24 protein-coding genes and 2 rRNA genes are annotated in these 24641 nt (G+C 69.1%); 12 read left to right on the top strand and 14 right to left on the bottom strand.

Annotated features, from left to right (window positions below):
- The 3 genes from ABZ707_RS11050 to ABZ707_RS11040 form a co-directional block, all read left to right on the top strand.
- Positions 1–74: ribosomal RNA gene (locus ABZ707_RS11050) — 23S ribosomal RNA — on the top strand; the annotation flags it as partial.
- 81 nt (positions 75–155) lie between these two features.
- Positions 156–272 (top strand): 5S ribosomal RNA (gene rrf, locus ABZ707_RS11045).
- Between the two features lie 185 nt (positions 273–457).
- Positions 458–1039: a GNAT family N-acetyltransferase gene (locus tag ABZ707_RS11040; protein WP_360171262.1), complete on the top strand. Its 582-nt coding sequence runs from the start codon at positions 458–460 to the stop codon at positions 1037–1039.
- Here the strand turns inward: ABZ707_RS11040 and ABZ707_RS11035 are convergent.
- The 6 genes from ABZ707_RS11035 to ABZ707_RS11010 form a co-directional block, all read right to left on the bottom strand.
- Positions 1036–2589, bottom strand: a complete 1554-nt coding sequence (locus ABZ707_RS11035; protein ID WP_360171259.1) for a type VI secretion protein — start codon at positions 2587–2589, stop codon at positions 1036–1038. The two genes, ABZ707_RS11040 and ABZ707_RS11035, sit on opposite strands and share 4 nt — an antisense overlap.
- Position 2590: 1 nt before the next feature.
- Positions 2591–4033, bottom strand: coding sequence for an ATP-binding protein (locus ABZ707_RS11030; protein ID WP_360171256.1), 1443 nt, complete (start codon positions 4031–4033; stop codon positions 2591–2593).
- 73 nt (positions 4034–4106) lie between these two features.
- Positions 4107–5660, bottom strand: a complete 1554-nt coding sequence (locus ABZ707_RS11025) for an SCO6880 family protein (RefSeq protein WP_360171253.1) — start codon at positions 5658–5660, stop codon at positions 4107–4109.
- The gene (locus ABZ707_RS11020) at positions 5657–7018 is read right to left on the bottom strand and encodes a hypothetical protein (protein ID WP_360171250.1); all 1362 of its coding nucleotides are present in this window, start codon (positions 7016–7018) and stop codon (positions 5657–5659) included. Before ABZ707_RS11020 ends, ABZ707_RS11025 begins: the two co-directional genes overlap by 4 nt.
- Positions 7008–7874: a hypothetical protein gene (locus tag ABZ707_RS11015; protein WP_360171247.1), complete on the bottom strand. Its 867-nt coding sequence runs from the start codon at positions 7872–7874 to the stop codon at positions 7008–7010. Before ABZ707_RS11015 ends, ABZ707_RS11020 begins: the two co-directional genes overlap by 11 nt.
- 196 nt (positions 7875–8070) lie before the next feature.
- Positions 8071–8379, bottom strand: coding sequence for a hypothetical protein (locus ABZ707_RS11010; RefSeq protein ID WP_003985768.1), 309 nt, complete (start codon positions 8377–8379; stop codon positions 8071–8073).
- Between the two features lie 657 nt (positions 8380–9036).
- On the opposite strand from ABZ707_RS11010, the gene ABZ707_RS11005 reads away from it, so the two are divergent.
- The 5 genes from ABZ707_RS11005 (at position 9037) to ABZ707_RS10985 (ending at position 14052) form a co-directional block, all read left to right on the top strand.
- Positions 9037–9435, top strand: a complete 399-nt coding sequence (locus tag ABZ707_RS11005) for a hypothetical protein (protein ID WP_360171244.1) — start codon at positions 9037–9039, stop codon at positions 9433–9435.
- Complete coding sequence (locus tag ABZ707_RS11000) at positions 9432–11291, top strand: alpha/beta hydrolase (protein WP_360171241.1); 1860 nt, start codon at positions 9432–9434, stop codon at positions 11289–11291. Before ABZ707_RS11005 ends, ABZ707_RS11000 begins: the two co-directional genes overlap by 4 nt.
- Positions 11288–11902, top strand: coding sequence for an LppA family lipoprotein (locus tag ABZ707_RS10995; RefSeq protein WP_360171238.1), 615 nt, complete (start codon positions 11288–11290; stop codon positions 11900–11902). Before ABZ707_RS11000 ends, ABZ707_RS10995 begins: the two co-directional genes overlap by 4 nt.
- A 62-nt stretch (positions 11903–11964) precedes the next feature.
- Positions 11965–12981: a bifunctional lytic transglycosylase/C40 family peptidase gene (locus tag ABZ707_RS10990; RefSeq protein ID WP_360171235.1), complete on the top strand. Its 1017-nt coding sequence runs from the start codon at positions 11965–11967 to the stop codon at positions 12979–12981.
- Between the two features lie 348 nt (positions 12982–13329).
- Positions 13330–14052 carry a phosphatase PAP2 family protein gene (locus tag ABZ707_RS10985; RefSeq protein WP_360171232.1) on the top strand — a complete coding sequence of 241 codons (723 nt, stop codon included), beginning with the start codon at positions 13330–13332 and terminating at the stop codon, positions 14050–14052.
- Positions 14053–14121: 69 nt separating this feature from the next.
- Here ABZ707_RS10985 and ABZ707_RS10980 read toward each other — a convergent pair whose 3' ends face one another.
- The 4 genes from ABZ707_RS10980 to ABZ707_RS10965 form a co-directional block, all read right to left on the bottom strand.
- On the bottom strand, positions 14122–14805 hold the full coding sequence (locus tag ABZ707_RS10980; protein ID WP_360171229.1) for a sortase: 684 nt from the start codon (positions 14803–14805) through the stop codon (positions 14122–14124).
- A gap of 2 nt (positions 14806–14807) precedes the next feature.
- A complete protein-coding gene (locus ABZ707_RS10975; RefSeq protein ID WP_360171226.1) occupies positions 14808–15446 on the bottom strand; it encodes a hypothetical protein in 639 nt (212 codons plus the stop codon).
- A gap of 134 nt (positions 15447–15580) precedes the next feature.
- The gene (locus tag ABZ707_RS10970) at positions 15581–17176 is read right to left on the bottom strand and encodes an FAD-binding oxidoreductase (RefSeq protein ID WP_360171223.1); all 1596 of its coding nucleotides are present in this window, start codon (positions 17174–17176) and stop codon (positions 15581–15583) included.
- Positions 17177–17417: 241 nt separating this feature from the next.
- On the bottom strand, positions 17418–17552 hold the full coding sequence (locus ABZ707_RS10965; protein WP_360171378.1) for a hypothetical protein: 135 nt from the start codon (positions 17550–17552) through the stop codon (positions 17418–17420).
- A 181-nt stretch (positions 17553–17733) separates the two neighbouring features.
- On the opposite strand from ABZ707_RS10965, the gene ABZ707_RS10960 reads away from it, so the two are divergent.
- A complete protein-coding gene (locus ABZ707_RS10960) occupies positions 17734–18561 on the top strand; it encodes a hypothetical protein (protein ID WP_360171220.1) in 828 nt (275 codons plus the stop codon).
- Between the two features lie 336 nt (positions 18562–18897).
- Positions 18898–19083: a hypothetical protein gene (locus ABZ707_RS10955; RefSeq protein WP_360171372.1), complete on the top strand. Its 186-nt coding sequence runs from the start codon at positions 18898–18900 to the stop codon at positions 19081–19083.
- Between the two features lie 64 nt (positions 19084–19147).
- Here ABZ707_RS10955 and ABZ707_RS10950 read toward each other — a convergent pair whose 3' ends face one another.
- On the bottom strand, positions 19148–19501 hold the full coding sequence (locus ABZ707_RS10950) for a metal-sensitive transcriptional regulator (protein WP_360171217.1): 354 nt from the start codon (positions 19499–19501) through the stop codon (positions 19148–19150).
- A gap of 199 nt (positions 19502–19700) precedes the next feature.
- Here ABZ707_RS10950 and ABZ707_RS10945 point away from each other — a divergent pair, with 199 nt between their 5' ends.
- Together ABZ707_RS10945 and ABZ707_RS10940 are read left to right on the top strand one after the other, a co-directional pair.
- Positions 19701–20321 carry a DUF47 family protein gene (locus ABZ707_RS10945; protein WP_319682010.1) on the top strand — a complete coding sequence of 207 codons (621 nt, stop codon included), beginning with the start codon at positions 19701–19703 and terminating at the stop codon, positions 20319–20321.
- Positions 20322–20326: 5 nt separating this feature from the next.
- On the top strand, positions 20327–21325 hold the full coding sequence (locus ABZ707_RS10940) for an inorganic phosphate transporter (RefSeq protein ID WP_360171214.1): 999 nt from the start codon (positions 20327–20329) through the stop codon (positions 21323–21325).
- 323 nt (positions 21326–21648) lie between these two features.
- Here ABZ707_RS10940 and pstB read toward each other — a convergent pair whose 3' ends face one another.
- The 3 genes from pstB to pstC are packed head-to-tail and all read right to left on the bottom strand — an operon-like array spanning position 21649 to position 24544.
- Positions 21649–22425 carry a phosphate ABC transporter ATP-binding protein PstB gene (pstB, locus tag ABZ707_RS10935; RefSeq protein ID WP_360171211.1) on the bottom strand — a complete coding sequence of 259 codons (777 nt, stop codon included), beginning with the start codon at positions 22423–22425 and terminating at the stop codon, positions 21649–21651.
- Between the two features lie 53 nt (positions 22426–22478).
- On the bottom strand, positions 22479–23558 hold the full coding sequence (gene pstA / locus ABZ707_RS10930) for a phosphate ABC transporter permease PstA (RefSeq protein ID WP_360171208.1): 1080 nt from the start codon (positions 23556–23558) through the stop codon (positions 22479–22481).
- Positions 23555–24544 carry a phosphate ABC transporter permease subunit PstC gene (gene pstC, locus ABZ707_RS10925; RefSeq protein ID WP_360171205.1) on the bottom strand — a complete coding sequence of 330 codons (990 nt, stop codon included), beginning with the start codon at positions 24542–24544 and terminating at the stop codon, positions 23555–23557. The genes pstA and pstC overlap by 4 nt, the downstream gene beginning before the upstream one ends.
- Positions 24545–24641 lie beyond the last annotated feature (97 nt).

Genomic DNA, 24641 nt, shown 5'->3' with positions numbered 1-24641 from the left:
GGTTGATAGGCCAGATGTGGAAGACCGGTAACGGTTGGAGCTGACTGGTACTAATAGGCCGAGGGCTTGTCCTCAGTTGCTCGCGTCCACTGTGTTAGTTCTGAAGTAACGAACGGCTGTGTTGTTGTCCGGTGTGTTCGATATTTTCATAGTGTTTCGGTGGTCATGGCGTGAGGGAAACGCCCGGTTACATTCCGAACCCGGAAGCTAAGCCTCACAGCGCCGATGGTACTGCAGGGGGGACCCTGTGGGAGAGTAGGACGCCGCCGAACTTTTGTTGTGGGAATGCCCTGTGCCTTTAGGTACAGGGCATTCCTGCGTTCAAAGCCAATTCAATGGGTGTGCGATGACGCATTTCCCTTGGGGTGGTCCCATTGCCTTTGCGGGGCGGAATCGGTTGCCCCGGGCGGGTGAAACCGCCTTGCGGCCGAGGGCCCGGGACGCAGAAGATCGGTGCATGAACCATGTGATACGCCCCGTACGAGCCGACGAGTGGGCCAAGGTCAGAGAGATCCGGCTGGTCTCGCTCCAGGATCCAGCGGCGCCGGTGGCGTTCCTGGAGACGTACGAGCAGGGCCTTCAGCACCCCGACTCGTACTGGCGGCAGCGTGCCGCCGGCTCCTCACCGCAGCACAAGAGCAGGTCCGTGCAGTTCATCGCCGAGGCGCCGGACGGGACCTGGTCGGGGTCGGTGGCCCTGTTGATCGAGGTGGCCGGGAGCGTCGACTTCCTGGGCACCACGATCGAGCGGGCTCAGGGGCATCTTGTCGGGGTCTATGTACGTCCCGAGCAGCGCGGTACCGGACTGATCGGGGAGCTGATCGCCGCTGCCCTGGAGTGGGCGTGGTCGCTGGAGGAGCCGCGGCTCGCTCGGGTGCGGCTCTATGTCCACGAAAGGAATCCGCGGGCGCAGGCCGCCTATCGCAAGATCGGGTTCGTACCGTCAGGACAGGTCGTGCCGTTCGAACACGACCCGTCCGCGCGAGAGTTGGAGCTGGCGGTTGATCGGCCCCCTGAGGGCGTCACAGACCGGCTCTAGACGTCGTGAAGCGACAGTTCGTGGTGCGGCCAGCGGTCCCGGCCCTGTTCGCGTGAGCGGAGGAGCACCAGCGTGAGCAGGCCCTGGTCCTGACCGGTGGCCAGCAGCTCCGGGAGCAGCGGGAGCGGAGCCACGGCGGCGATGTCGTCGAGGACGAGGGACATTGGTGGGTCGAGCCGACCGTCAGATGACCGTGCGGCCATGCGGCGGCCGTGCTCGACCACGCTTGAGGTGAGTGCGGTGAGCAGGGGAACCGCACCCGGGCGGGAGCGAGGATCTTCGATCGGCTCACCCACCACATAGAGCGTGCCCCCCTCGCCGACAAAAGAATCCAGCGCGAGCGAATCCGTTCGGTTGGGTGTGCATGCCTCGCGGATATGGATCGAGGAGAGGGACGAGAGCGCACGGGCCGTCAACTGCTGTGCGACCTCGCGCCGTTCGGGATGGGCCGTGAGCGCCGACTCCAGCAGCCCGGCGAGGCCGGAGGCCGCCTTGGGGTGGGTGCGGAGGATCCGTACGGCCTCGTGGGAGCTCCCGCCCTGGGCCCAGCGGTGCACCTGCTTGAACGGCCGTGCGTCGACCGCGGCGGCATGCAGCCAGCAGCGCAGGAGCGTTTCGGCGGTATCGGCCATGGCCGCGTCGAGCAGCGCGTGCGGGCGTACGGGGGCGAGCAGGGCGGCCGCGCGGGCGGTCGCGGTGGCGGGGTCCTCGCACCCGGCCGTGGGAGACCAGTGGAGGCGGGCCGGGGTGTCGCAGAGATGTCCGGGGTCGTACACCAGAACGGGTCCGAGCTTGGCCCGTGCGTCCTTGGTCTCCGACCACACGGTGGGGTCGGAGGTGACGACGAGCGCGGCGCCTTCGGAGTCCAGGATGGCCTGGACGGCCGCGGGGCGGCGGGCGAGGGGATTGCCGTACCGCACGCGCGGCGCGGTGCGCGGGGAGGGGACCACGGGGCCGGCGAGGCCAGGGAGTTCGGGAGCGGCGCCGACTGCGGGGACGGGAGGCAGGAAGGCCGTCGGGTCACCGGCAGGGTCACCGGGCCGCCCGGCCGTGGGCACAGCCGTCGCCGGGAAGCCAGCCGGGGCGTTCTTGGCCGCCGCCTCATGGCCGATCGGGGCGTCCGCCGCCGGCAGGGGGGCCGGGTGCCGTGCGGCACCGGGTGCGGGCCGCTGGTGGTGAAGCTGCTCCCGGCGCCGTGCGCGTACCGCCCGATAGCGGGCCGTGACACCCAGCGCGAACACCGTCAGCACGGTCAGCACCATGAGCTGACTGATCAGCAGGCCCCAGAAGAGTCCGTATCCGGACAGTTCGGCGGGCGGGGTGTCGGGCCAGGCGGCCGCCAGGTCGTGCGGCTTCGACGCGAGTTGCCGTATCGCCATGGGTGTACGGGCGAAGGTCACCGCGTGCGGCCAGCCGCCGTGCGCGAACAGCCCGGCCAGTCCCGTGGCCGTCCAGACCAGCAGCGACAGGCCGAGCAGGAAGGCCAGGAGACCCACCAGCAGCCCGTCCGGGACGCCCCGTGACTCCTGCCCCTCGTGGCGGCCCGGCATGTCACGCCACCGTCGACTCGGACGACTCGTTGAACTGCCGTTGCCGTTCCAGCAGGAGAGCCCGCTGCTCCGCCTCCCACTCCGCGGCCCGCATGTCGTCGGAGAGCCCGGCCTCCAGGGCGTCGGCGGCGTCCGACGCCTCGGAGTTCTCCGTCATGGCCCGGTCCGTGAAGACCAGGGGCCGTTCGGCGTCCGTCACCAGATGCTTGACGACCTGGACATTGCCGTTGACGTCCCAGACCGCGATACCGGGTGTGAGCGTCGGGATGATCTCCACCGCCCATCGGGGCAGTCCCAGCACCCGGCCGGTCGCTCTCGCCTCGTCGGCCTTCTGCGCGTAGATCGTCCGGGTGGAGGCCATCTTGAGGATGGCCGCGGCTTCCCGGGCCGCCGCCCCGTCGACCACGTCCGACAGGTGGTGGACCACCGCCACGAACGACAGACCGAGCCGCCGGCCGAACTTCAGCAGTCGCTGGAAGAGCTGGGCGACGAACGGCGAGTTGATGATGTGCCAGGCCTCCTCGACCAGGAAGATGCGCTTCCTGCGGTCGGGGCGGATCCAGGTGTGCTCCAGCCAGACGCCCACGATCGCCATCAGGATCGGCATGGCGATCGAGTTGCGGTCGATGTGCGAGAGGTCGAAGACGATCAGCGGTGCGTCCAGATCGATCCCGACGGTCGTCGGGCCGTCGAACATGCCGCGCAGGTCACCGTCGACCAGCCGGTCGAGGACCAGGGCCACGTCCAGGCCCCAGGCCCGGACATCGTCCAGATCGACGTTCATGGCCTCGGCCGATTCGGGCTTCGGGTGCCGGAGTTGCTCGACGATGTCCATCAGGACGGGCTGGCGTTCGACGATCGTCTCGTTGACATAGGCGTGCGCGACCTTCAGCGCGAAGCCGGAGCGCTCGTCGAGGCCGTGTCCCATCGCCACTTCGATGATGGTGCGGAGCAGCGCGAGCTGCCCGGTCGTGGTGATCGCGGGGTCGAGCGGGTTGAGGCGGATGCCGCCGTCGAGCGCGGCCATGGGGTCGAGCCGGATGGGGGTTATACCCAGCTCCTGGGCGATCAGATTCCACTCGCCGTGGCCGTCCTCGCCCTGCGCGTCGAGGACGACCACCTGCCGGTCCCGGAAGCGGAGTTGGCGCAGGACATAGGTCTTCTCCAGCGCCGACTTGCCGTTGCCGGACTCGCCGAGGACCAGCCAGTGCGGGGCCGGGAGCTGCTGCCCGTACAACTGGAACGGGTCGTAGATATAGCCCTTTCCGCTGTAGACCTCGCGGCCGATGATCACGCCGGAGTCACCGAGGCCCGGGGCCGCGGTGGGCAGATAGACGGCTTGGGCCTGGCCCGTCGACGTACGGACGGGCAGCCGGGTCGTCTCCACCTTTCCGAACAGGAAGCTGGTGAAGGCATCCGTGAGGACGGACAGCGGATCTCGCATCACTGGCCCCTTTCGGTTCGGCGACTGTCGGCGGCTGTCAGCCGTTACTGCGAAGTGTCGGTGATCATCAGGATTATCGGCGGATACCGGTCGCGAACGGCAGGGTGTTCACAAAGGCGCGATGGTGCTCGCGGTCGCACCATTCCAGCTTCAGATAGGACTTGCCGGCGGAGGCCCTGATCGTCCGTTTGTCCCTGGCCAGCGCCTCGGGCGATCTGGACGACACGGTGATGTACCCGACGAGATTGACTCCCGCCGCCCCGCTGGCGAGATCTTCACCCCGCTGGTCCAGCCGGCCGTGGGCGGCGATGTCACGGGGGTCGACGGTGCGGTTCATCTTGGCGGCGCGGCTCGCCTCCGCCTCGTCGTTCGTCTTCTCCGTGAGCATCCGCTCGATGGCGATCTCGGTCGGTTCGAGATCCATGGTGACCGAGACCGTACGGATCACATCGGGTGTGTGGACGAGCAGCGGGGCCAGGAAGTTGACGCCGACCGGCGTCATCGGCCATTCCTTGACCCAGGCGGTGGAGTGGCACCAGGGCGCCCGGGTCGACGACTCCCGGGTCTTGGCCTGGAGATACGTCGGTTCCATCGCGTCCAGCTCGGCGGGCCAGGCGTTTCGTTTCGTCATCGCCTGGATGTGGTCGATGGGGTGGTCGGGGTCGTACATGGAGTGCACCAGGGAGGCCAGCCGGCTCTGCCCGAGCGGCTGCCGTACCCGGATGTCCGCCTCGGCGAGCCGCGCGCAGATGTCGGTGAGCTCGCGGGCCATGACGACGGCGAGGCCCGCGTCACGGTCGAGTTTCCTCGCACCGGCGGCCTGGCGCGCGGCGCGGGCCATGGCCTGGGCCTCGGCGGCCAGTTCGCGGGTGAAGTGCATGCAGGCGACGAGATAGGCGCGGTGCTGCTCGCTGGAGGTGGAGACCATCGACTGGAGATGGTCGTACGAATCCTGGAGCCAGGCTGGGGAAGAGGCGTCGCCGCGCTGTGCGACGTCCTTGGCGTGCGCGTCGGGGTCGGCGGGCAGCGTGCGGGCGAGCATCTGGAGCCGGGTGACAAAGCCGTCGCCGTTGGCCACATGCTTGAGCAGCGTGCCGAAGCGGTCGACGAGGGCCTCCTGGTCCTCGCTGTCGCGCAGGCCGACGCCGGGCCCCTCGATCTCGATGGCGGCGGTGACGGTGCGGCGGTCGGCGTGCAGCAGGACGGCGATCTCGTCCGGTCCGAAGGGCGCGGCCAGCCAGTTGATGCGGCCGATGCCGGGAGGCGGGCCGACCTCGACCTCACGGCCGTCGATGCTCGTGCCGGCCTCCATGGCGGCGGAGCGGTAGACGGTGCCGCTCCGCAGGGTGCGCTTGAAGCTGCGGTTGATCTCGAACCACTTGTAGAACGTGCGGTGCTTGTACGGCACGTACACGGCGGCCAGCGCGATCAGCGGGAAGCCGGTGAGCGTCACGATCCTGAGCGACAGGACGGGCACCAGCAGGCCGCACATCATGCCGAGGAAGGCGCCGGCGATGATCAGTGCGATCTCGCCGGTCTCGCGGTTCTTGCCGACGATCGCGTTCGGCCGGGCGCGGCCGATGAGATACGTACGGCGGGGCGCCATCGGTTGGACCTGGGTCGTCAACGCCCTCCACCTCCAGTGCTGTTGTTGCCGGCGCCGGTGCCGGTGTTGCGTGAACTGTGCGGGGTGCCGCTGGTCGGACTGCCGCCACGGGGCGGCGGCGCGGCGGCGGGAGCGTGTCCGCCGCCCGCCCCGCCCCCGGTGCCGCGGGAGCTGTGCGCGGCGACGCCCCCGGAGACCGGATTGGCGGGCCGGGAGCCGCCGCCTCCGCCGCCGTCACCCTGCTGGTGGTTGCGGCTGCTGTGGGTCTTGATGCCCTGGGAGACAAGGGCGGCGGGGGAGCTGATCAGCGCGGCGGCCTGGGAGCCGTCGGTGGCCTGCTTGCGGTTGGTACGCGAGGAGGCGATCTCGTCGCCGAAGCCGGGTACGAAGCGGTAGATCATCGCGGAGGCGAAGATCGCGAGCAGGATGATCGCGAGGCCCGACACCACGGCGGAGAACGCGTCGGGGCCGTCGTCGGCGGAGAGCGCTCCGGCCAGGCCGAGGACGATGACGATCACGGGTTTGACCATGATGACCGCGATCATGATGCCGGCCCAGCGGCGGACGTGCCCCCACATGTTCTTGTCGACGAGCCCGGCGTAGACGGCCGTGCCGAGCAGGGCTCCGACGTAGAGGAGCGCGGCTCTGATCACCAGCTCCAGCCAGAGCACCCCGGCGGCCAGGATCGACACGAGGGACACAACGATCAGCATGATCGGACCGCCGCCGATGTTGTCGCCCTTCTTGAGGGCTTCCGCGAAGCCGCCGAAGAAGACGTCGGTCTGCCCGCCGGTGGAGCTGGAGATGACCTCGGTGACGCCGTCGGTCGCGGAGACGATCGTGTAGAGGATGAGCGGCGTGAAGGCCGAGGCCAGGACGGTCAGCCAGAGGAAGCCGATGGCCTCGGAGAGCGCGGTGGCGAGGGGCACGCCGCGGATGGCGCGCTTGGAGACCGCGAGCAGCCACAGGACGAGGGTGAGGACGGTGGAGGCGGCGAAGACGACGGCGTACTGCCGGAGGAAGGCGGCGTTGGTGAAGTCGACGTTGGCGGTGTCCTTCACGGCCTCGCTGAGCTTGCCGACGATCCAGGCGGCGGCGTCGGCGCAGCCGCGCGCCAGGGAGGAGAGGGGGTCGAGGGCATCGGCGGGGTCGGCGGGAGGACCGATCCGCCGGGCGCCGTCGTCCCCCGAGGTGCAGAGTTCCCTGGCCTCGCCGAAGATGAGGTCGCAGACATTGTCGCTGGCGCCAGGCGAAGGGGACGGAGACGTCGTCGGGTCCGGCGCGGCGGACGCGCGCGTCGCCAGGGCAATCACCAGTGCGGACGCACCCGTCAGCGAGACGGCGAGCGACGACGCGCTGAGACGGCGGCTACCGGGCATAAGTGAAGCCTCCATATCCCTGAACGGCCTCGGCGATCTCGTCGGCGGTGGAGGCTCTGTTGCCTCCGCTGACGGGCGTGGGGCCTTCGGTCTGGCTGGAAGAGGTGATCTTCCAGTCGCCGCCGGTCCACTTGAGCTTCTCCGTCATGGTGAACCAGGTCTCGGTCACCGGCTTGGTGGAGCCCTCTCCGGCCAGGCCCACGAGACCGGTGGACCAGACCTCGACCGTCGCCGTGTCAGGACTCAGCGCGGTGACCTTCGTGCCAATGGGCAGCGTCCTGGACACGAACGTGAGCCCCGCGGGCGCGGAGCCGTCGTCGTTCAGGCCGACGTTCTTGAGGAAGCCCGGTGAGTACGCCTCGTCCAGGTCATTCAACAGACCGTTCGTGACGGCGGGATCATGCGTGGCGCGGATGATGTCTCCCCGGGATTCGGCGCTGAACATGCCGTCAGAACCGAGCACGACGACGTAGTTCGCCGCCGCGCTCGCCGCGCCCTGTTCGTTCCGCGCGAAGCCGGACGGGATCGCGCCGTTCTTTCCCGTCACCGGCTTCACGCCCGTTGCCGCCGTCGGGGCCGCTCCTGGCCCCGATCCCCTGGCCGCGTCCTGGCCGCCGCCCGGGGCGTCGTCGCCGCCCCCGCCGCGGTTCGCGAAGGCGATGGCCGCGATGAGCAGGATCACCACGCCCACCATGGTGATGAGGGAGCGTGAGCCGCGCGCCGGGCGGCGCGGGCCGCCGTACGCGTCGCCGCTCCTGGCGTCGGGCAGCCGCGTACGGGTCTGGCCCGTGCCGCCGAAGCTCTCGTCCGTACGGCCCTGGTCGCCGCCGTAGCCGTGCTCGTCACCGAAGCTCATGCCGCGTAAGCCCCCTCAGCCGTGTGCGGTTCCGCGTGGTCCGTGTCGTAGTACGACGGTAGCCGTGCTGGGTGCCGCGCGGGCGCGGTGTGGTGACTCGACATCAGGGAGACGCAACCTCAGCCGGTGGGCGCGACGGACGGGTGGTGTTGGAGGGGTCCGGGCACGCCCGGTGCGGACTGGTGGGGCGGCCGGGCTAGACGGCCATCCCGTACACGATGGTGAAGAGCGTGCCGAGTGAGCCGATGATGAAGACTCCGGTCAGCCCGGCGACGATCAGGCCCTTGCCCTGCTCGGCGCTGAACGTGTCCCTGAGCGCGGTCGCTCCGATCCGCTGTTTGGCCGCGCCCCAGATCGCGATCCCGAGGCAGAGGAGGATGGCCACGGCCATCACGACCTCGATCATCACCCGAGCCTCGTTCCCCAATGTCCCGAAGGGTCCCCAGTTTGGGGCGATGCCACCGATGATGGTGGTGATGTCGCCCTTTTCGGCCGCCAGGTACATGTAACTCACCGCCCCTGTTGGGTCGTTCACGCCCGGGCCCCATGGCACGGGTCACTCTCTATCTTCGCTGATGGAACCGGCGTCGTATGCCGCTTGGCGGCTCTCTTTACCCGATCCCCGCACATATGACCGACGCCGACCCCCTGACCTGGCACGGACCGGGTAGGCGAGCATGCGTATGGTTACTCTGTGTATCACGGAGCGTGACTCCGGGCAATGACTGTCGTTGTTACACCTTTGCGGAAGACCGCGCTCCGCAAGAGATATGACGGGGCCTCGGGTGGCTCACCGGGGGACCGGCGCGGATACGGGGCCGCCGTCTCGGCGCCTTCTGGTCAATCTTGTTTGAATCGACCGGTATTGGGCGAGATGGGCCGACTCCGACCCTGATCCGGGTGACTTGTGGGGAATCGCGCGTCATACGACGCGGACGTCGGCCGCGTGCCGTGCCAGGCCCCCCGTATGAGTGAACTTGGCGTCCCCGCGCGCTCTCCGGCGGCCCCCCGGACGACCGTGGCAGGAGGCGCCGCCGGCGTACCGGTGCGGTCGTTCGCCGGGCCCCGGGCCCGCGTCGTTGCGCGGTCGGCTTTGGGAAAGTGCCGTCGGGATCCCGGGCGACGGAGCGCCGGCCGGGGCTGAGGAACGGGGGCGTACGGCATGACAAGGCGTTCGGACGACGGGCGGCGGTTGATCGACCTGGCCGGCGGAGCACCGGCTCCGCGCGGCGGGGGCTTGAAGCACAGCGGAGGCGCCTGGACCAGAGCGGCGGAGGCGGCCGAGTCGCTGTGTACGCACATGGGGCACATCAGGGGCGAGTTCGCGGCGGCGCATGAGGGGCTCGCGGCCGGCGCGGAGGGCCTGCGGGCCGCCGAGGTGCTCCGGACGGTGCGGATGTCCTGGGAGCGGCGGATCGAGGCGGCGACGCGGGAGTGCGCGAGCCTGGCGGGAAAGATGCGGACGGTCGTGAAGGAGCAGGGCGAGAACGAGGGGGCGATCAGGGCCTCCTTCACCGCGTCCTTCGCGAGGAGCGGTGGTCCCGGCGGCGGCGCGCGGTGAGCGGCGCGCTGACATGGACTCAGTTACGTGCGGTGAAGTGCTCCGAGCTGGAGGGCGCGGCCGACGGCTGGGGCCGGGCGAGCAACCGGGCGGACGCGGCCCGGGACCGGATCGACAAACAGCTCCTCGCGAACATCGCGGCCTCGCAGGAAGGTGAGGCGGCGGAGGCGGCGATCGCGCGGCTGCGGGAGCTGAGCCGTGACTTCCAGTACGTGTATATCGAGTGCGGCCTGATCCGTACGACGTTGAACAGTCTCGCCCATGAGCTGCGGGGGCCCCAGCGGAAGCTGCTGAACGCGCTCGATGACGCGAGTGGCCTGAAGTTCACCGTGCACGAGGACGGTTCGGTGGGCTATCCGGCGGCGGGCGAGCACATGATCACGGGGGACGAGCTGCCGGAGGGGCGGGTCTCGGGCAGTGCCGTGCCGCCGCTGCTGGCGCAGCCGCCCGCGCTGACGAACCCGAACCCCAACGCGGCGCGGGCCCAGGAGATCGCCGACACCATCGCGCGTGCGGTCAGCGAGGCGCGGGAGATCGACGCGCGCTACACGGGCACGCTGCGGAAGCTCACGGCGCGGGACGGCCTGAGTGTCACGGACGCGATGTGGACGGACGCGAGCGGAGACGCGACGGCGGTACGGGGGATCACGGCCGACTACCTCCGGGACGGCATCCCCACGGGCGGCACGCCGGCGGAACGCACGGCGTGGTGGGACGGTCTGACGCAGGAGCGGCGGGAGGAGTACCTGGCGGTCTGCCCGGACCGGATCGGGAATCTGGACGGGATCCCGGCGGAGGTACGGGACGCAGCGAACCGGGACACCATGCAGCTCCTGATGGGCAAGCTGGAGGGCCGGGACGACGAGGCGTCGGGGACGCGGCTGGCGGGGCTGCGGGAGATTGACCGGCAGTTGCGGGCGGCGAGGGATCCTGGGGTGCCACCCATGTTTCTCCTGGGTATTGGTGACGAGGGGAACGGTCGAGCGATTGTGTCGTATGGAAATCCGGACACTGCAAGGAACATCTCGGCCTATGTTCCGGGATTGGGGACGGCGCTGGATGCAGACTTCGCAAAGGACGATTTAAAAAGGGCGCGGGACACGGCCATCGGGGCACGGGAGTACGACAGGTCCAGTGCTTCGATCGTGTGGCTTGGATATGATGCCCCCCAGCTTTCCGTTGGTCATGTGGTGAGAAATACGGACGTAATGTTTGCCGATCAAGCGCAAGTTGGCGCAGGGGCGTACAACGAATTTATGGCCGGAATCTCAGCGACGAACGAGAATGATGATCCGCATGTGACGGCCATCGGTCATTCTTATGGCTCGCTCACTGTGGGCCAGGCCGCACAGCGGCAGGGCGGTGTGCCAGGGGCTGACGACATTATTCTCCTCGGCAGCCCCGGAACCGGCGCAAAATCAGCGGACGAACTGGGAGTTGGCAAGGGGCATGTGTATGTCGGCGCTGCGGAGAATGATCCGGTGACCGCAATGCCTGCCAAAATCGAGGCGCGTGGGATGGCGACTGGCGCTGCCGCGGGGGCGGCGGTCGGGATGGCCGTAGGCGGTCCGGTCGGGGCAGCGGTCGTGGGCATCGGGGGAGGTGCAGCCGCGTTCCTCGCGCAGGACGCGCAGGGAGATGGCCGGGAGGTCTGGTATGGCACGGACCCTGCCCACGGTGCGTTCGGGGCCAGGCGCTTCAAGGTGGAGGACGGGCCACGTCCGGTCGGAGATGCTGGAGGCTTTGCGGCGCACTCCAATTACTTTAATCCTAATAATAGCGAAGAGTCTGCTCGCAACGTTGCGAAGATTGTGGCTGGCAAGGGCCATAGGATCAGCATCCAGGAGCCTCGATGACATCAGCATGCCGGGCAATGGCTCTTCTCTCCTTATTCCTGGCGTCCGGATGCTCCCTTCTGTCGGAAACCAGTCATCTTGAAAGGAATCCGTCCGGCGTGAACATGCAGCAGGCGGCCGAAAAGGCTGACGCGATCATGCAGGAGACTCTGTCTGATATTTCGCCCGAACTTCGATGGATGCATGGCCCGTCGAACGACCGTATGTGCACTGATCGAAAAAGTGATTCCACGGGAACCGGCTCAGTGAGGCGTCGTGTCGCTGTCACAACTTTAGTCTCAGAGGAAAGGAGAGGGAATTTACTCGGTGTGGTGGAACGCAATTGGAAGGCGCGTGGATTCGAAATTACGAGCGTTGATGCTGACAAGGATTTGCCCGCCATCTATGCGGTGTCGCCGGAAGACTTCGGTGTGAGTGTTGCGGCAGGAGGCGGAGGCCAGATCTTTTTCTCGGTCACCACGCCGTGCTTCGCCGAGTCTGAGGTGTCTGCTCCAGCAACGGGGCCGAACTCCGCGCAGCGCTCGGACGAGTACCCTCCCCGGCCCGACGTCCACGACGACTTCTGGTCATCCAGCGGCCCTCTTCCGACGTCCTCGCCGTCCGCCCCCTGAGCAGGGCCCGGCGCGCCTACACTGGCGCACGACAGTGGCCCTGACGCGAGGGGTGTTTGACGGTGCGTAAGGCATGGCTGGTCGCGGCTGCTGTCGGTGGGCTGTGTGTGAGTTTCGTTGCCCTGCTGGTCGTGGGCACCTACTCCGCCGCCGCCGGGCTCGGGGCGGGCGGGCGGGCCGTGGGGCTGGCCAAGGGCGCCGTGCCCGCCCTCTATCAACAGCTTGTGGAGAAGTGGGGCAACTACTGCCCCGCCATCAATCCGGCCCTGCTCGCCGCGCAGTTGTACCAGGAGAGCGGCTGGAACCCCTCCGCCCGGAGTCCCGCGGACGCCAGGGGCATCGGGCAGTTCATCCCCGGCACCTGGGCGGCGCACGGGATCGACGGGGACAAGGACGGCGACCGGGACATCTGGGACCCGGCCGACGCGATTCCGTCGGCGGCCTCGTACGACTGTGAATTGGCTGGATACGTCAAGGACGTGCCCGGCGACCAGACCAGCAACATGCTGGCCGCCTACAACGCGGGCGCGTACGCCGTGATCAAGTACGGGGGCGTTCCGCCGTACCGGGAGACGCAGAACTACGTCAAGGTCATCCGGACCCTGGAGAAGAGTTTCTCCAGGCCCGTCGGGAGGGTCGCGCCGTCGCGGCAGGCAGCCGGGGCCATCTACTTCGCTCAGCAGAAGCTCGGTACGAAGTATCTGTGGGGCGGCAACGGAACGCCGGAGCAGGGCGGTCGCTTCGACTGTTCCGGGCTCACGCAGGCCGCTTACCGGACCGTGGGGATCGAGCTGCCGCGGGTCGCCAATGACCAGTACAACGCGGGTGAGCACCCCGCACGGGACGAGTTGCTCCCGGGCGACCTGGTCTTCTTCTCGGACGATCTGACGAACTCACGGGCGATCCACCATGTGGGGTTGTATGTGGGCGGCGGGTACATGATCAACGCGCCGTACACCGGTGCCGTGATCCGGTTCGACAAGATCGACACCGCCGACTACTTCGGTGCGACCCGGGTCACCAAGGACGGTGCGGCGTCCTTGCCGACGGATCTGCCGCCGAGCCGGACCGACGGCTGATCCGGCCGCCGGGCCCGGCCGCCGGAGGGCTTCGGAGAGCTTCCGAGGGCGCCGTACGGCGGCCGGACGGGGCCGGCCGGCTGGCGGCGGAGGACGGCGGTGGCCGAAGCCCGGTGGCCGGAACTCTCCGTCAGGCAGAGGCCCTGAGCTGCGACGATGTGTCACTCTTCGATAACGTCATGGTGATCGTTCGGTGGAGAGTGGAACGTGCGCGGCGAGTAGGCCGTTCCCTGGACGAGAGCTGCGGTATTGATCTCGCAGCATGTTCCGTACCGACCACCGGGGTTGGTGGAAGCGGCGCACACGGTCGCGTGGCGCGGCAGGCGACGAGGCAAGGGGCCGCAGCAGATGGCTGGACTCGCACTGGATGGGTCGAACCCCGACGTCAGCCTGCTCTATGACATCAATGGGCTGGCCAAGGACGCACCGCCGTCGTTCGACCGCGTCATGGAGTTCGTCGGCGAGTACGGAATCCTGGTCGCGCTGGTGCTCGTGGTCCTCTGCTGCTGGTGGAGCGTGCGGCGGCACGGCTCGCTGGAGGACTCGGTCACGGCCGTTGCCGGACTCGTCTGGGCGCCGCTCGCCGCCGGGGTCGCGGTGCTGGTGAATGTCCCGATCCGCGGGTTCGTCGAACGGCCGAGACCGTTCCTGGACCACAAGGGCCTGGAGGTCCTGGTGGCCGGTAAGACGGACTACTCGTTCGTCAGCGACCACGCCACGATGGCGATGGCCATCGGCGTCGGAGTCTTCGTCGCCCAGCGGAAGTTCGGTCTCGCCGCGCTCGCGCTCGCGGTGATCGAGGGCTTCTGCCGGGTCTACATGGGGGTCCACTACCCGACCGACGTGGTCGGAGGCTTCGCGCTCGGTACGGCGGTCGCCCTGCTCCTCACCCCTCTCGCGCTCGCGCTGCTGACCCCGCTGCTGTCCGCCGTCTCCCGTTCCGCGCGGCTGGGCTGGTTCGTACGGTCGCGGGCCGCGCGTGAGGCGGACCTGGCGGCCGGCACCGGCGCCGGGACGCGTCCGCTCGGCATCCCCGAGCCGCGCCCCGACGACAACAACCTCGCCGCGTAGGCGCCGGCGGCAACCGACAACCGGCATCCGGCATCCGGCATCCGGCATCCGGCATCCGGTGCGTGCGCGTTACCCCGTGACCGCCTGATCGCGGTCCGGCTGGGGGATCGCGACGGCGCTGACGACGACATTCGAGTCCCAGTGGCCCCGTTCGTCGATCAAACCGCCGCAGGTGATCAGCCGTAGCTGCGGGGTGGACACCGGGCCGTAGACCCTTTCCGTGGGGAAGGACTTGGTCGGATAGGTGTCGACGGCGGTCACCAGGAACGGAAGCTGTCTGCCGTCTCCCAGCTCCGTGAGGACCCGGTCGCCCGGGTGCAGCCGGCCCAGCTTGGCGAAGACCGCGTTGCGGATGCCGGGCCGGCCGGGCCTGATCTCGGTGCTGTCCGGGTTGGTGGGGGCGTCCCGGTGGCCGACCAGTACGGCCGGGCCGCGCTCGCCGGGGCGCGGACCCAGGGCGTACCAGCCGACCTTCATCGCGTTGCGGAAGCCGGGAGCGTCCAGGGCGCCTTTCCTGTCGAGCCCGAGCGCCATGACGTCCGCGTCGATGCCGAGCCTCGGGATGTGCAGCCGTGCGGGTGCGGTGGGCGGGTCCGTGACATGCACGGCGCGGGGTTCGGCGGTGGCCGGCGACGTGGGCCGCCCCGGGAACGCGTGCAGCAGTACGGCTGCCACCAGGCCGAGGGCCGCCACCGCCAGGAGCGCCCTGATCGCCCGGTCCGCCGTGACCACGGGTCCCACCGTTCTGGCCATGGTCAGTGCCGGCCACCCGTGGCGCGGCGCTGGAGGCGGCGTACCACGAGGATCGTGCCGGCCGCGGCCGACGCGGTGACGCTGATGAGGAGAGCGAGTTCGGTCGCTCCTGAGGGATCTGAGGAATCGGTGGCGTTCATATGGTCGGCGCCTCCTCGCGCCGCGCCGGACGGGGTGATCTGCAGGGTGCCCGCGGTCGGCAGTCCGGCGCCGGTCTCGCCCGTGCCGGTGGTCGCTGTCGCGGTGACGGTCGCGGTGGCCGTGGCGACCACCCCGTTCATCGTCGACGTCGCTGTCACCGTCGCGGTCACCACATCGGGGTCGGCGGGCGCCCTCGTCCCCGACGCCATCGCGTCGGCCGAGGCCCGCGCGGAGGCGGACGCCAGCACGGACGCGGTGTCACCGGCGGAGACGGAGGTGCTCGCGGCGGGGGTCGGCTGCGCCTTCGCGCGCCACAGCGGTCCGCCGTCGAGGCCGGCCGGTGCCCGGTCCGCCGAGGCGTTGACGGGTGTGCGCCGGTCCGTCCCGGCCGGCTCGTCCACCGACGCGACGGCGACGGAGCCGAGCGTGAGCAGGAGAACGGCGGCCGTGCCGAGCGCCGCGGTTATCCGGGGTCCGTTTCGATGGATGGGTCCGTGCATGTGTCCGTGCATGGTCCGTCCTCGCGAGTCGGGTGTGCCCCCCTCTTCTTCCTACGTACAGAGGATCGCCGGGCGGCCCGTACGGCCACTTCGGTGGACCGTTCGAGCTACGGGCCGGCCGTGGAACGCGAGAATCAGAGCGCCTGCGGGAACTCGAACAGCCGCTCGGGGTCGTACTGCCTCTTCAGCCGGGTCAGCCGGTCCGCGGCGGCGCCGTAGTACGCCGTGCGCCAGTCCGTCAGCAGGGGATCGATGTAGTTCTGGTACGCCGCGCCGGACGCGTACCGGCGCATCGCGCCATGGGTGTTTTTCAGCCACGCCTGCTGGGTCTGGCCCTGGGTGCCGGGCTGCCAGGACGCGATGTACTGGGCGAGTATCCGCGAGCGCCGGTGGACGAAGGACGTGGCGAGCGGATCCACCCGGTTGATCGCCCCGCCGAGCGCGGTGAGCGCGATGGAACCACTGCCGCCGCCCCGGGAGGAGGGGATCCGGGTGAAGTCCTCGGCGGCGGAGACCAGGGCGCGCAGTCCGGCGGGCGAGAGATCGCGGTCGAAGAAGTCCGAGGCCGCGGAGTACGTCTCGCGCTGGAGGGCGCCCTGCTCGCTGCGGCCCGGAGTGCTGCCGGGCAGACGGCACTGGTCCGCGGTGAGGCCCGAACAGCCCGCGTACACCAGCATCGCCTCCTCGTATCCGCGCGGCCGCAGCGCCACGGAGCTCGCGGGTCCGGGGCCGCCGGGACCGTCGGCGAGGCGGTCCAGGGCGTTCTTGAGGTCGGCCTCGCTGCCGAGGGTGAAGGCGGAGAGGGAGATGGTGGGGGTGGCCCCGCCAGGACCGGCGGAGAGATGGAGGGACGACCAGATCTCGTCGGGCTGGTCCGGGCCCCACTTCTGCCAGGCCCCGAGCAGGGTCTCGGCCTTCGACCAGGGCCAGTTCACATAGGCGGAGACGGTCGCGGGCGCGGGGTGGGTACGGAAGCGCAGCTCGGTGACGACACCGAAGTTGCCGTTTCCCGCGCCGCGCAGCGCCCAGAAGAGGTCCTGGTTCTGCTCGGCGTCGGCGGTCAGCCGCTTGCCGTCGGCCGTGATCAGGGTGGCGGAGGTGAGGCTGTCGCAGGTGAGCCCGTAGGCGCGGGCGGCGACGCCGTGTCCGCCGCCGAGAGTGAGCCCGGACACGCCGACGGTGGGACAGGATCCGGCGGGGATCGTACGGCCGCGGTCCGCGAGGGTCCGGTAGACGTCGGCGAGCCTGGCGCCGGCGCCGATGATTCCGTCGGAGGCGTGGTCGAGGGAGTCGAGTTTCGATATGTCGATGACCAGGCGGCCGTTGCCGCTGGACCAGCCCGCGTAGGAGTGGCCGCCGCTGCGGATGGAGACGGGGGTCCGGTGGGTGCGGGCGAAGGCCAGGCACTCCCGGATGTCGTCCTCGCCGGAGACATAGGCGACCGCCGCGGGCTTCAGATTGTCGAAGCGGGTGTTGTAGAGCAGCCGGGCCGTCTCGTACGCGGCGTCGTCCGGCCGTACGAGGTCGCCGTCGAGCCCCTTCGCGAGCGCGCCCCAATTGGGGGCCCCGGCGGAGGCGCTCGCCGTCGGGGCACCGCTGGAGGCCGTGGCGCCGCGGCGGGTGGGTGCGGGACCGCCCTTCCCGCTGTCACTGACGCCGCCGGAGCAGGCGGTCGCGGCGGCGGCCGTGACGCCGGCCGCCGCCGCGGTGAGCAGTGTGCGCCGTTCCATCTGAGGACCTCCTGGGGGGCGACCCGGTGACGCGCGGGCGGCGTCTCCGGGTGGGGAGGAGGTCGCGGACGCACGAGTTTCCGTGGTGCGGGTGATGTGGGTGGTGCTCGCGTACTCACTCGCGTCTACCCGGGAACCGTAGGCAGCACCGGACCGGGCCCAGGCCAAGGCTTCGTCAGCTCTTCGTCAGCTCTTCGCCATGGCTTGGGCATGGCTTGGACATGCCTTCACCAGGTCGGCGTCAGTGCGGCGGGGTGTGCGAGGCCGCGTCCGTACGGGCGAGGTCGCGGGATCTGCGGGCGGGGCCCGACCAGCCGCAGGTGCAGCGGGCCAGGCAGAAGGAACCACGTTCGACGGTGGACGTGGTGTGGGACAAAGCGGGAGGAGGTGACGCGGCGGCGGGGGGACCAGAGATCTCTGACTCGCTCACAGGTCCACCGTACCGGCGTGGCGGCGCGCCGTGACCGGGACCGGCGTGACGGGGGGAGCGGGCCGTCGTTATGCGGGAAGGGTGGGTTTCGGACAAGCGGTGGTCGGGCGTTGGGGGTTGGCAGGCGATGGTGGTGCGGCAGCACGGACTCAGGGGCGCGGCGCTCGCCGTCATGGCCGTGGCGGGGGTCGTGGCCGCGGCCGCCGGATGCTCCGGTGGCGTCGGCGCCATGGCCGACGCCCGGTCGGGCGGCGATCCGGGAGCGGTGCGGAAGGCGGCCGATGTGCTGCTCGCCGAGGGGAGTTCGAAGGCCCGTACGTCCATGGAGATGGCCGCGGGCGGCACCCGGCTGACCATCCGGGGCGAGGGCGGATACGACTTCGGCAAGCGGATGGGGCAGCTCAGGGTCGTCCTGCCCAAGGATCCCGCGGGTGCGAGCGAGCACCGGCCGATCACCGAACTGCTGTCGCCCGCGGCGCTGTACATGAAGAACCGGGGCGCCGGGGTGCCCGCCGACAAATGGGTCAGGATCGATTCGACCTCGCTGGAGGACGGGAATCTTGTCACGGGCGGGGCGACCGATCCGCTGACCGCCGCCGAACTGCTGCGCGGTGCCCGGAATGTGATGTATGTCGGGGAGCAGGATCTGGCCGGGGTCCGGGTGTCGCACTACCGGGGGGTGACGGGCATCGGGCGGGCCGCGAAGGCCGCGCCGCCGTACGCGCGCGGGGCGCTGGCGGCGGCGGCGCGCGGATTCGCCGAGGACACCGTGCCGTTCGACGCCTATCTGGACGAGTCCGGGCGGCTGCGCAAGGTCAGGCACCAGTTCAGCTATGTCAACCAGGGGCGTCCCGTCGCTGTGGCGTCGACCACGCTGCTGTACGCGTTCGGGGCCCCGGTCGTGATCACGCTGCCGCCGAGCGACGACATCTTCGCAGGCGAGATCAAGACGTGACCCGGGCGGCCTGGAGGGATCACGGCGGGACGCGGCAAGATCAAATCAAGCCGTAGCCGGGAGGACCAAGGCGGAAATGGTCCGGACGTGCCATGCGCGGTGTGTATCGCGCTCCCTACGCTGAGGGGTGTCCCGTAATTCGCGGTGGATCGGCGGGCGGCGTCGGACGCGGTGCGTCGCGAGGCGGAGAGACGTCCCCGTACTGGGCGTATGGGGATGTTCCGGCAACGCGGCGAGGTGCCGCGGCTGTCGGCGCCCGCCCGCCCGGGATGACGGGACAGCCCTGGGGAAGCCGACACCGGCAGAAAGAGGTGATTGCACGTGGCTCTGGTGCGTATGCCGACCGTTCAGGACCACGTGGCTCTGGCCGAGATCGAATTGTGCGGTGAGCTGATGATCGCCGCGTCCGCCGCGGACGGGGAGCGGCTCAGCGCGGCCAGGATCGATGAAGTGCTGAACGTCACGGCCGAGCGTCCCGCCCCGGCCCGGCTCCCCCGGCGGGCCGGCTGCTGCCGGGAATGACCGGGGCCCGGTCCGTGTCGACAACCGGCCCGCGCCATCGGCCCGGGCCGTCGTCCCGGACGCGTCAGGTGCGGAGCAGGCGGGCGATCGCCTTGGTCGCCTCCTCGACCTTCGCGTCGATTTCGTCACCGCCCTTGACCGCCGCGTCGGCGACGCAGTGGCGGAGGTGCTCCTCCAGGAGCTGGAGCGCGAAGGACTGAAGGGCCTTGGTGGAGGCGGAGACCTGGGTCAGTATGTCGATGCAGTAGACGTCCTCGTCGACCATCCGCTGGAGCCCGCGGATCTGGCCCTCGATCCGGCGCAGCCGCTTGAGGTGCTCGTCCTTCTGCTGGTGGTAGCCGTGGATTCCCCGGTCGTGATCAGTCATGACGGAGGGCGCCTCGCTCGTCGCCGCGCCGGCCGTCTCCATGGTCGTCATCGCGTCCTCCTGCTGTGCTGCCCGAAGCGGGGTCATATACCCGGCATGGGTATATCGTACCCCTCTGTGATTCATGGAGCAGAGGCTCTGTGCTCACCACCCTGCCCTATGGGCGACACTGGGGACTTGCCGGTTACCGTGGCCGGATGGTGCACCTAGCATCAGCCCGACCGAAACCTATGTACCCCGAGGACCACCCGTGCGATTTCGTCTGACCCCCAGGGAGACGAGCTTCTATGACATGTTCGCCGCATCCGCGGACAACATCGTCACGGGCTCCAAGCTCCTGATGGAACTGCTCGGGGCGGATTCCTCCGCCAGGGCCGAGATCGCGGAGCGGATGCGGGCAGCGGAGCACGCCGGCGACGACGCCACGCACGCGATCTTCCACCAGCTCAACTCCTCCTTCATCACGCCCTTCGACCGCGAGGACATCTACAACCTCGCCTCCTCGCTCGACGACATCATGGACTTCATGGAGGAGGCGGTCGACCTGGTCGTCCTCTACAACGTCGAGGAACTGCCCAAGGGCGTCGAGCAGCAGATCGAGGTGCTGGCCAGGGCCGCCGAGCTGACCGCGGAGGCCATGCCGCACCTGCGCACGATGGACAACCTCACCGAGTACTGGATCGAGGTCAACCGGCTGGAGAACCAGGCCGACCAGATCCACCGCAAACTGCTGGCCCATCTTTTCAACGGCAAGTACGACGCGATGGAGGTGCTCAAGCTCAAGCAGATCGTCGATGTGCTTGAAGAGGCCGCCGACGCGTTCGAGCACGTCGCGAATACGGTGGAGACCATCGCGGTCAAGGAGTCCTGAACCTCGTGGACACCTTCGCACTCGTCGTGACCATTGGTGTCGCGCTCGGTTTCACCTACACCAACGGCTTTCACGACTCCGCGAACGCCATCGCGACCTCCGTCTCCACCCGGGCGCTGACGCCCCGGGCCGCTCTGGCGATGGCGGCGGTGATGAATCTCGCGGGCGCGTTCCTGGGACAGGGGGTCGCCAAGACCGTCAGCGAGGGGCTGATCGCCACACCCACCGGGTCGAGGGGGATGGGCATCCTCTTCGCCGCGCTGGTCGGGGCGATCGTCTGGAATCTGGTCACCTGGTACTACGGACTTCCGTCCTCCTCGTCCCACGCGCTGTTCGGCGGGATGGTGGGCGCGGCGCTCGCCGGCGGGACCGATGTGATCTGGTCCGGGGTGCTGGAGAAGATCGTCATTCCGATGTTCGTCTCGCCGGTCGTCGGTCTGGTCGTCGGCTATCTGGTGATGGTGGCGATCATGTGGATATTCAGGAAGTCCAACCCGCACAAGGCCAAGCGCGGTTTCCGGATAGCCCAGACCGTCTCGGCGGCGGGGATGGCGCTCGGCCATGGCCTCCAGGACGCGCAGAAGACGATGGGCGTGGTGGTGCTGGCGCTGGTCATCGCCGATGTGGAGGACTCCAGCGACGCGATCCCGGTCTGGGTGAAGATTGTCTGCGCGCTGATGCTGTCCCTCGGCACGTACGCGGGCGGCTGGCGCATCATGCGGACACTGGGCCGCAAGATCATTGAGCTGGACCCGCCGCAGGGCTTCGCGGCCGAGACGACCGGCGCGTCGATCATGTTCGGCTCGGCGTTCCTGTTCCACGCGCCGATCTCGACGACGCATGTCATCACCTCGGCGATCATGGGCGCCGGAGCGACCAAGCGGGTCAACGCGGTGCGATGGGGCGTCGCGAAGAACATCATTCTCGGCTGGTTCATCACGATGCCGGCCGCCGCGCTGGTCGCGGCGCTGAGTTTCTGGATCGTGAATCTGGCCTTCGGCTGACCGGAGCCTTCGGCTGACCGGAGACGGAGCTCTCCGGTCCGGCCCGGACGGGACCGTGAGGACGACCGGTCCCCGTCGCACCGGGACAAACCGTGCGCATCACACCTGAAGTGCGGCTGAGCCGTGCCCGTACGCCTGTCCGCGCCGGACAGGGAAGCCGGACAGGGAAGCCGGGCACAAAAAGCCGGGCGAAGAGCCGGACGCGAGGAGCCCGACGTAAAAAATGGGCCCGCCCCCTGGGAGAGGGGGCGGGCCCATCGCCTTGCGGTGGCACCGCCATGCAGCACCGCAGGACGGCTCGGCCGGCCGGGGGCCTTCGCGGTTTAGCCGAAGCGGCCGGAGATGTAGTCCTCGGTCGCCTGGACGGACGGATTGGCGAAGATCCGCTCGGTCTCGTCGATCTCGATGAGCTTGCCGGGCTGGCCGACGGCGGAGAGGTTGAAGAAGGCCGTGCGGTCCGAGACGCGCGCCGCCTGCTGCATGTTGTGCGTCACGATCACGATCGTGAACCGCTCCTTCAGCTCGCCGATCAGGTCCTCGATGGCGAGAGTGGAGATCGGGTCGAGCGCCGAGCAGGGCTCGTCCATCAGCAGCACATCCGGCTCGACCGCGATGGCGCGGGCGATGCACAGGCGCTGCTGCTGGCCGCCGGAGAGACCGGAACCGGGCTTGTTCAGGCGGTCCTTGACCTCGTTCCAGAGGTTGGCGCCCTTGAGGGACCGCTCGACGACGTCCGACAGCTCGCTCTTGCGGACCTTGCCGTTGAGCCGCAGGCCCGCCGCGACATTGTCGAAGATCGACATGGTCGGGAAGGGGTTGGGGCGCTGGAAGACCATGCCGACCGTACGGCGCACGGCGACCGGGTCGACGTTGGAGCCGTAGAGGTTCTCGTCGTCCAGGAGGACCTTGCCCTCCACGCGGCCACCGGGGGTGACCTCGTGCATACGGTTGAGGGTGCGGAGGAAGGTGGACTTGCCGCAGCCGGACGGGCCGATGAAGGCCGTCACGGAGCGGGGCTCCACGGTCATCGAGATGTCGTCGATCGCCCGGTGGGAGCCGTAGTAGGCGGAGAGTCCGCTGACGTCGATTCGCTTGGCCATCTGAATCACTGCTTCTTTCGTGGCCCCGCGCGGCGGAGCCGGATATCGAGGCCTCAGCGGCCGGTCTTCGGGGCCTTCCAGCGGGCGATGCCGCGGGCGACGAGATTGAGGATCATGACGAAGGCGATCAGCACCAGAGCGGCGGCCCAGGCGCGGTCGATCGAAGCCACTTCGCCGGTCTTGTACTGCTCGAAGATGTAGAAGGGCAGCGAGGACTGAGGACCGTCGAAGGGGTTCGCGTTGATCAACTGGCCGCCGAAGACCAGCAGGATGATCGGCGCGGTCTCACCGGCGATACGCGCGATGGCGAGCATCACACCGGTCGTGATACCGCCGATCGCGGTCGGCAGGACCACCTTCAGAATCATGCGCCATTTCGGCACACCCAGCGCGAGCGCGGCCTCGCGCAGCTCGTTCGGTACGAGCTTCAGCATCTCCTCGGTGGAGCGGACCACGACCGGGATCATCAGGATCGTCAGGGCGAGGGACCCCATCAGACCGGATCCCTCGATCGAGGCGAGCAGCATGATCGACAGGATGAACAGACCCGCGACGATGGACGGGATACCGGTCATCACGTCCACGAAGAAGGTCACGGCCCTGGCCAGCGCGCCCTTGCCGTACTCCACCAGATAGACGGCGGTCAGCAGCCCGATCGGGACGGAGATGACGGTGGCGATACCGACCTGCTCCAGCGTGCCGATCAGCGCGTGGTAGACACCGCCGCCCGGCTCCGTGCTCAGGACGCCGGCCATCGAGTGGCTCAGGAAGTAGGGGTCGAGGACCTTCACACCGCGGCTGATGGTGGTGAAGAGCAGCGAGAACAGCGGGATGACCGCGAGGACGAAGCACACCCAGACGATGCTGGTGGCGAGGCGGTCCTTGGCCTGTCGCTTGTTCTCGACCACCGAGGTGACGATGTACGAGACGACGACGAAGGCGATGACGGCGATCAGGCCCCACTGGACCTTGGACTCCAGGCCGGCGGCGGCACCGATGCCCACACCGACGACGATCCCGGCGGCGGCGAAGCCGGCCGGGGCCCAGCGCGGCAGGCTGCGTTGGCTGAGGCTTTCCTTCCCGCCCAGGGGCGGCACCGGGGCCGGCTTGTTCTGTATGGCTGCGTGGCTCATGCGTTGGCCCCCGAGTACTCCTTGCGGCGCGCGATGATCAGGCGGGCCGCGCCGTTCACCAGCAGGGTGAGGACGAAGAGCACCAGACCGGAGGCGATCAGGGCGTCGCGCCCGAGCTCATTGGCCTCGTCGAACTTCGCCGCGATGTTCTGGGCGAACGTGCCGCCGCCCGGGTCGAGCAGGTGGAGCGAGATCAGATAGTTCGGCGAGAGGACCGTGGCGACGGCCATCGTCTCGCCGAGCGCGCGGCCGAGTCCCAGCATCGACGCGGAGATCACACCGGAGCGGCCGAACGGCAGGACGGACAGCCGGATGACCTCCCAGCGGGTGGCGCCCAGCGCGAGGGCCGCCTCTTCGTTCATCCGCGGGACCTGGAGGAAGACCTCACGGCTGACGCTGGTCACGATCGGCAGGATCATGATCGCCAGCAGGATGCCGACGGTCAGCATGTTGCGGGCCACGCCCGGCTGCGTCTGGTCGAAGATGTACGTCCACGAGAAGTACTGGTCGAGCCAGAGGTTCAGGCCGTCGAGATACGGCACCAGGACGACGGCGCCCCAGATGCCGTAGATGATGCTCGGCACGGCGGCCAGCAGGTCCACGACATAGGCGATGGGCGCGGCCAGCCGGCGCGGCGCGTAGTGCGAGATGAACAGCGCGATGCCGACGGCGATCGGGACGGCGATGATCATCGCGATGACCGAGCTGACGAGCGTGCCGACGAGCAGAACCGCGATGCCGAAGACGGGCGGCGTCGCGGCGGGGTTCCAGTCGAAGGTGGTGAGGAAGTTTCCCTCGTCCTTGGAGATGGCGATGGCGGTGCGGTAGGTCAGGAACCCCGCGATCAACGCCATGATGACGAGCAGCAGAATGCCCGAGCCCCTGGAGAGGCCCGAGAAGATCTTGTCGCCCGCGCGGCCTGTGGAGCCCGACGGGCGGCGGACAGGCGGGGCGGGAGGATGGTCGATCGGTGTCGTGGAAGCCATGGTCTTTCCGGTCTGTGTGAGGGAGCGGAGGCTCCCCTGGCGGCGGTGCACCGGATGGGTGGACGGCCGCCGGCCCGGAGGGTCGCACCGGGCCGGC

The sequence above is a fragment of the Streptomyces sp. NPDC006923 genome (assembly GCF_040635655.1).
Taxonomy (GTDB): Bacteria; Actinomycetota; Actinomycetes; order Streptomycetales; family Streptomycetaceae; genus Streptomyces.
Note: the sequence above shows the minus strand (reverse complement) of the source record. Positions and strands in the feature narration are given on the sequence as shown.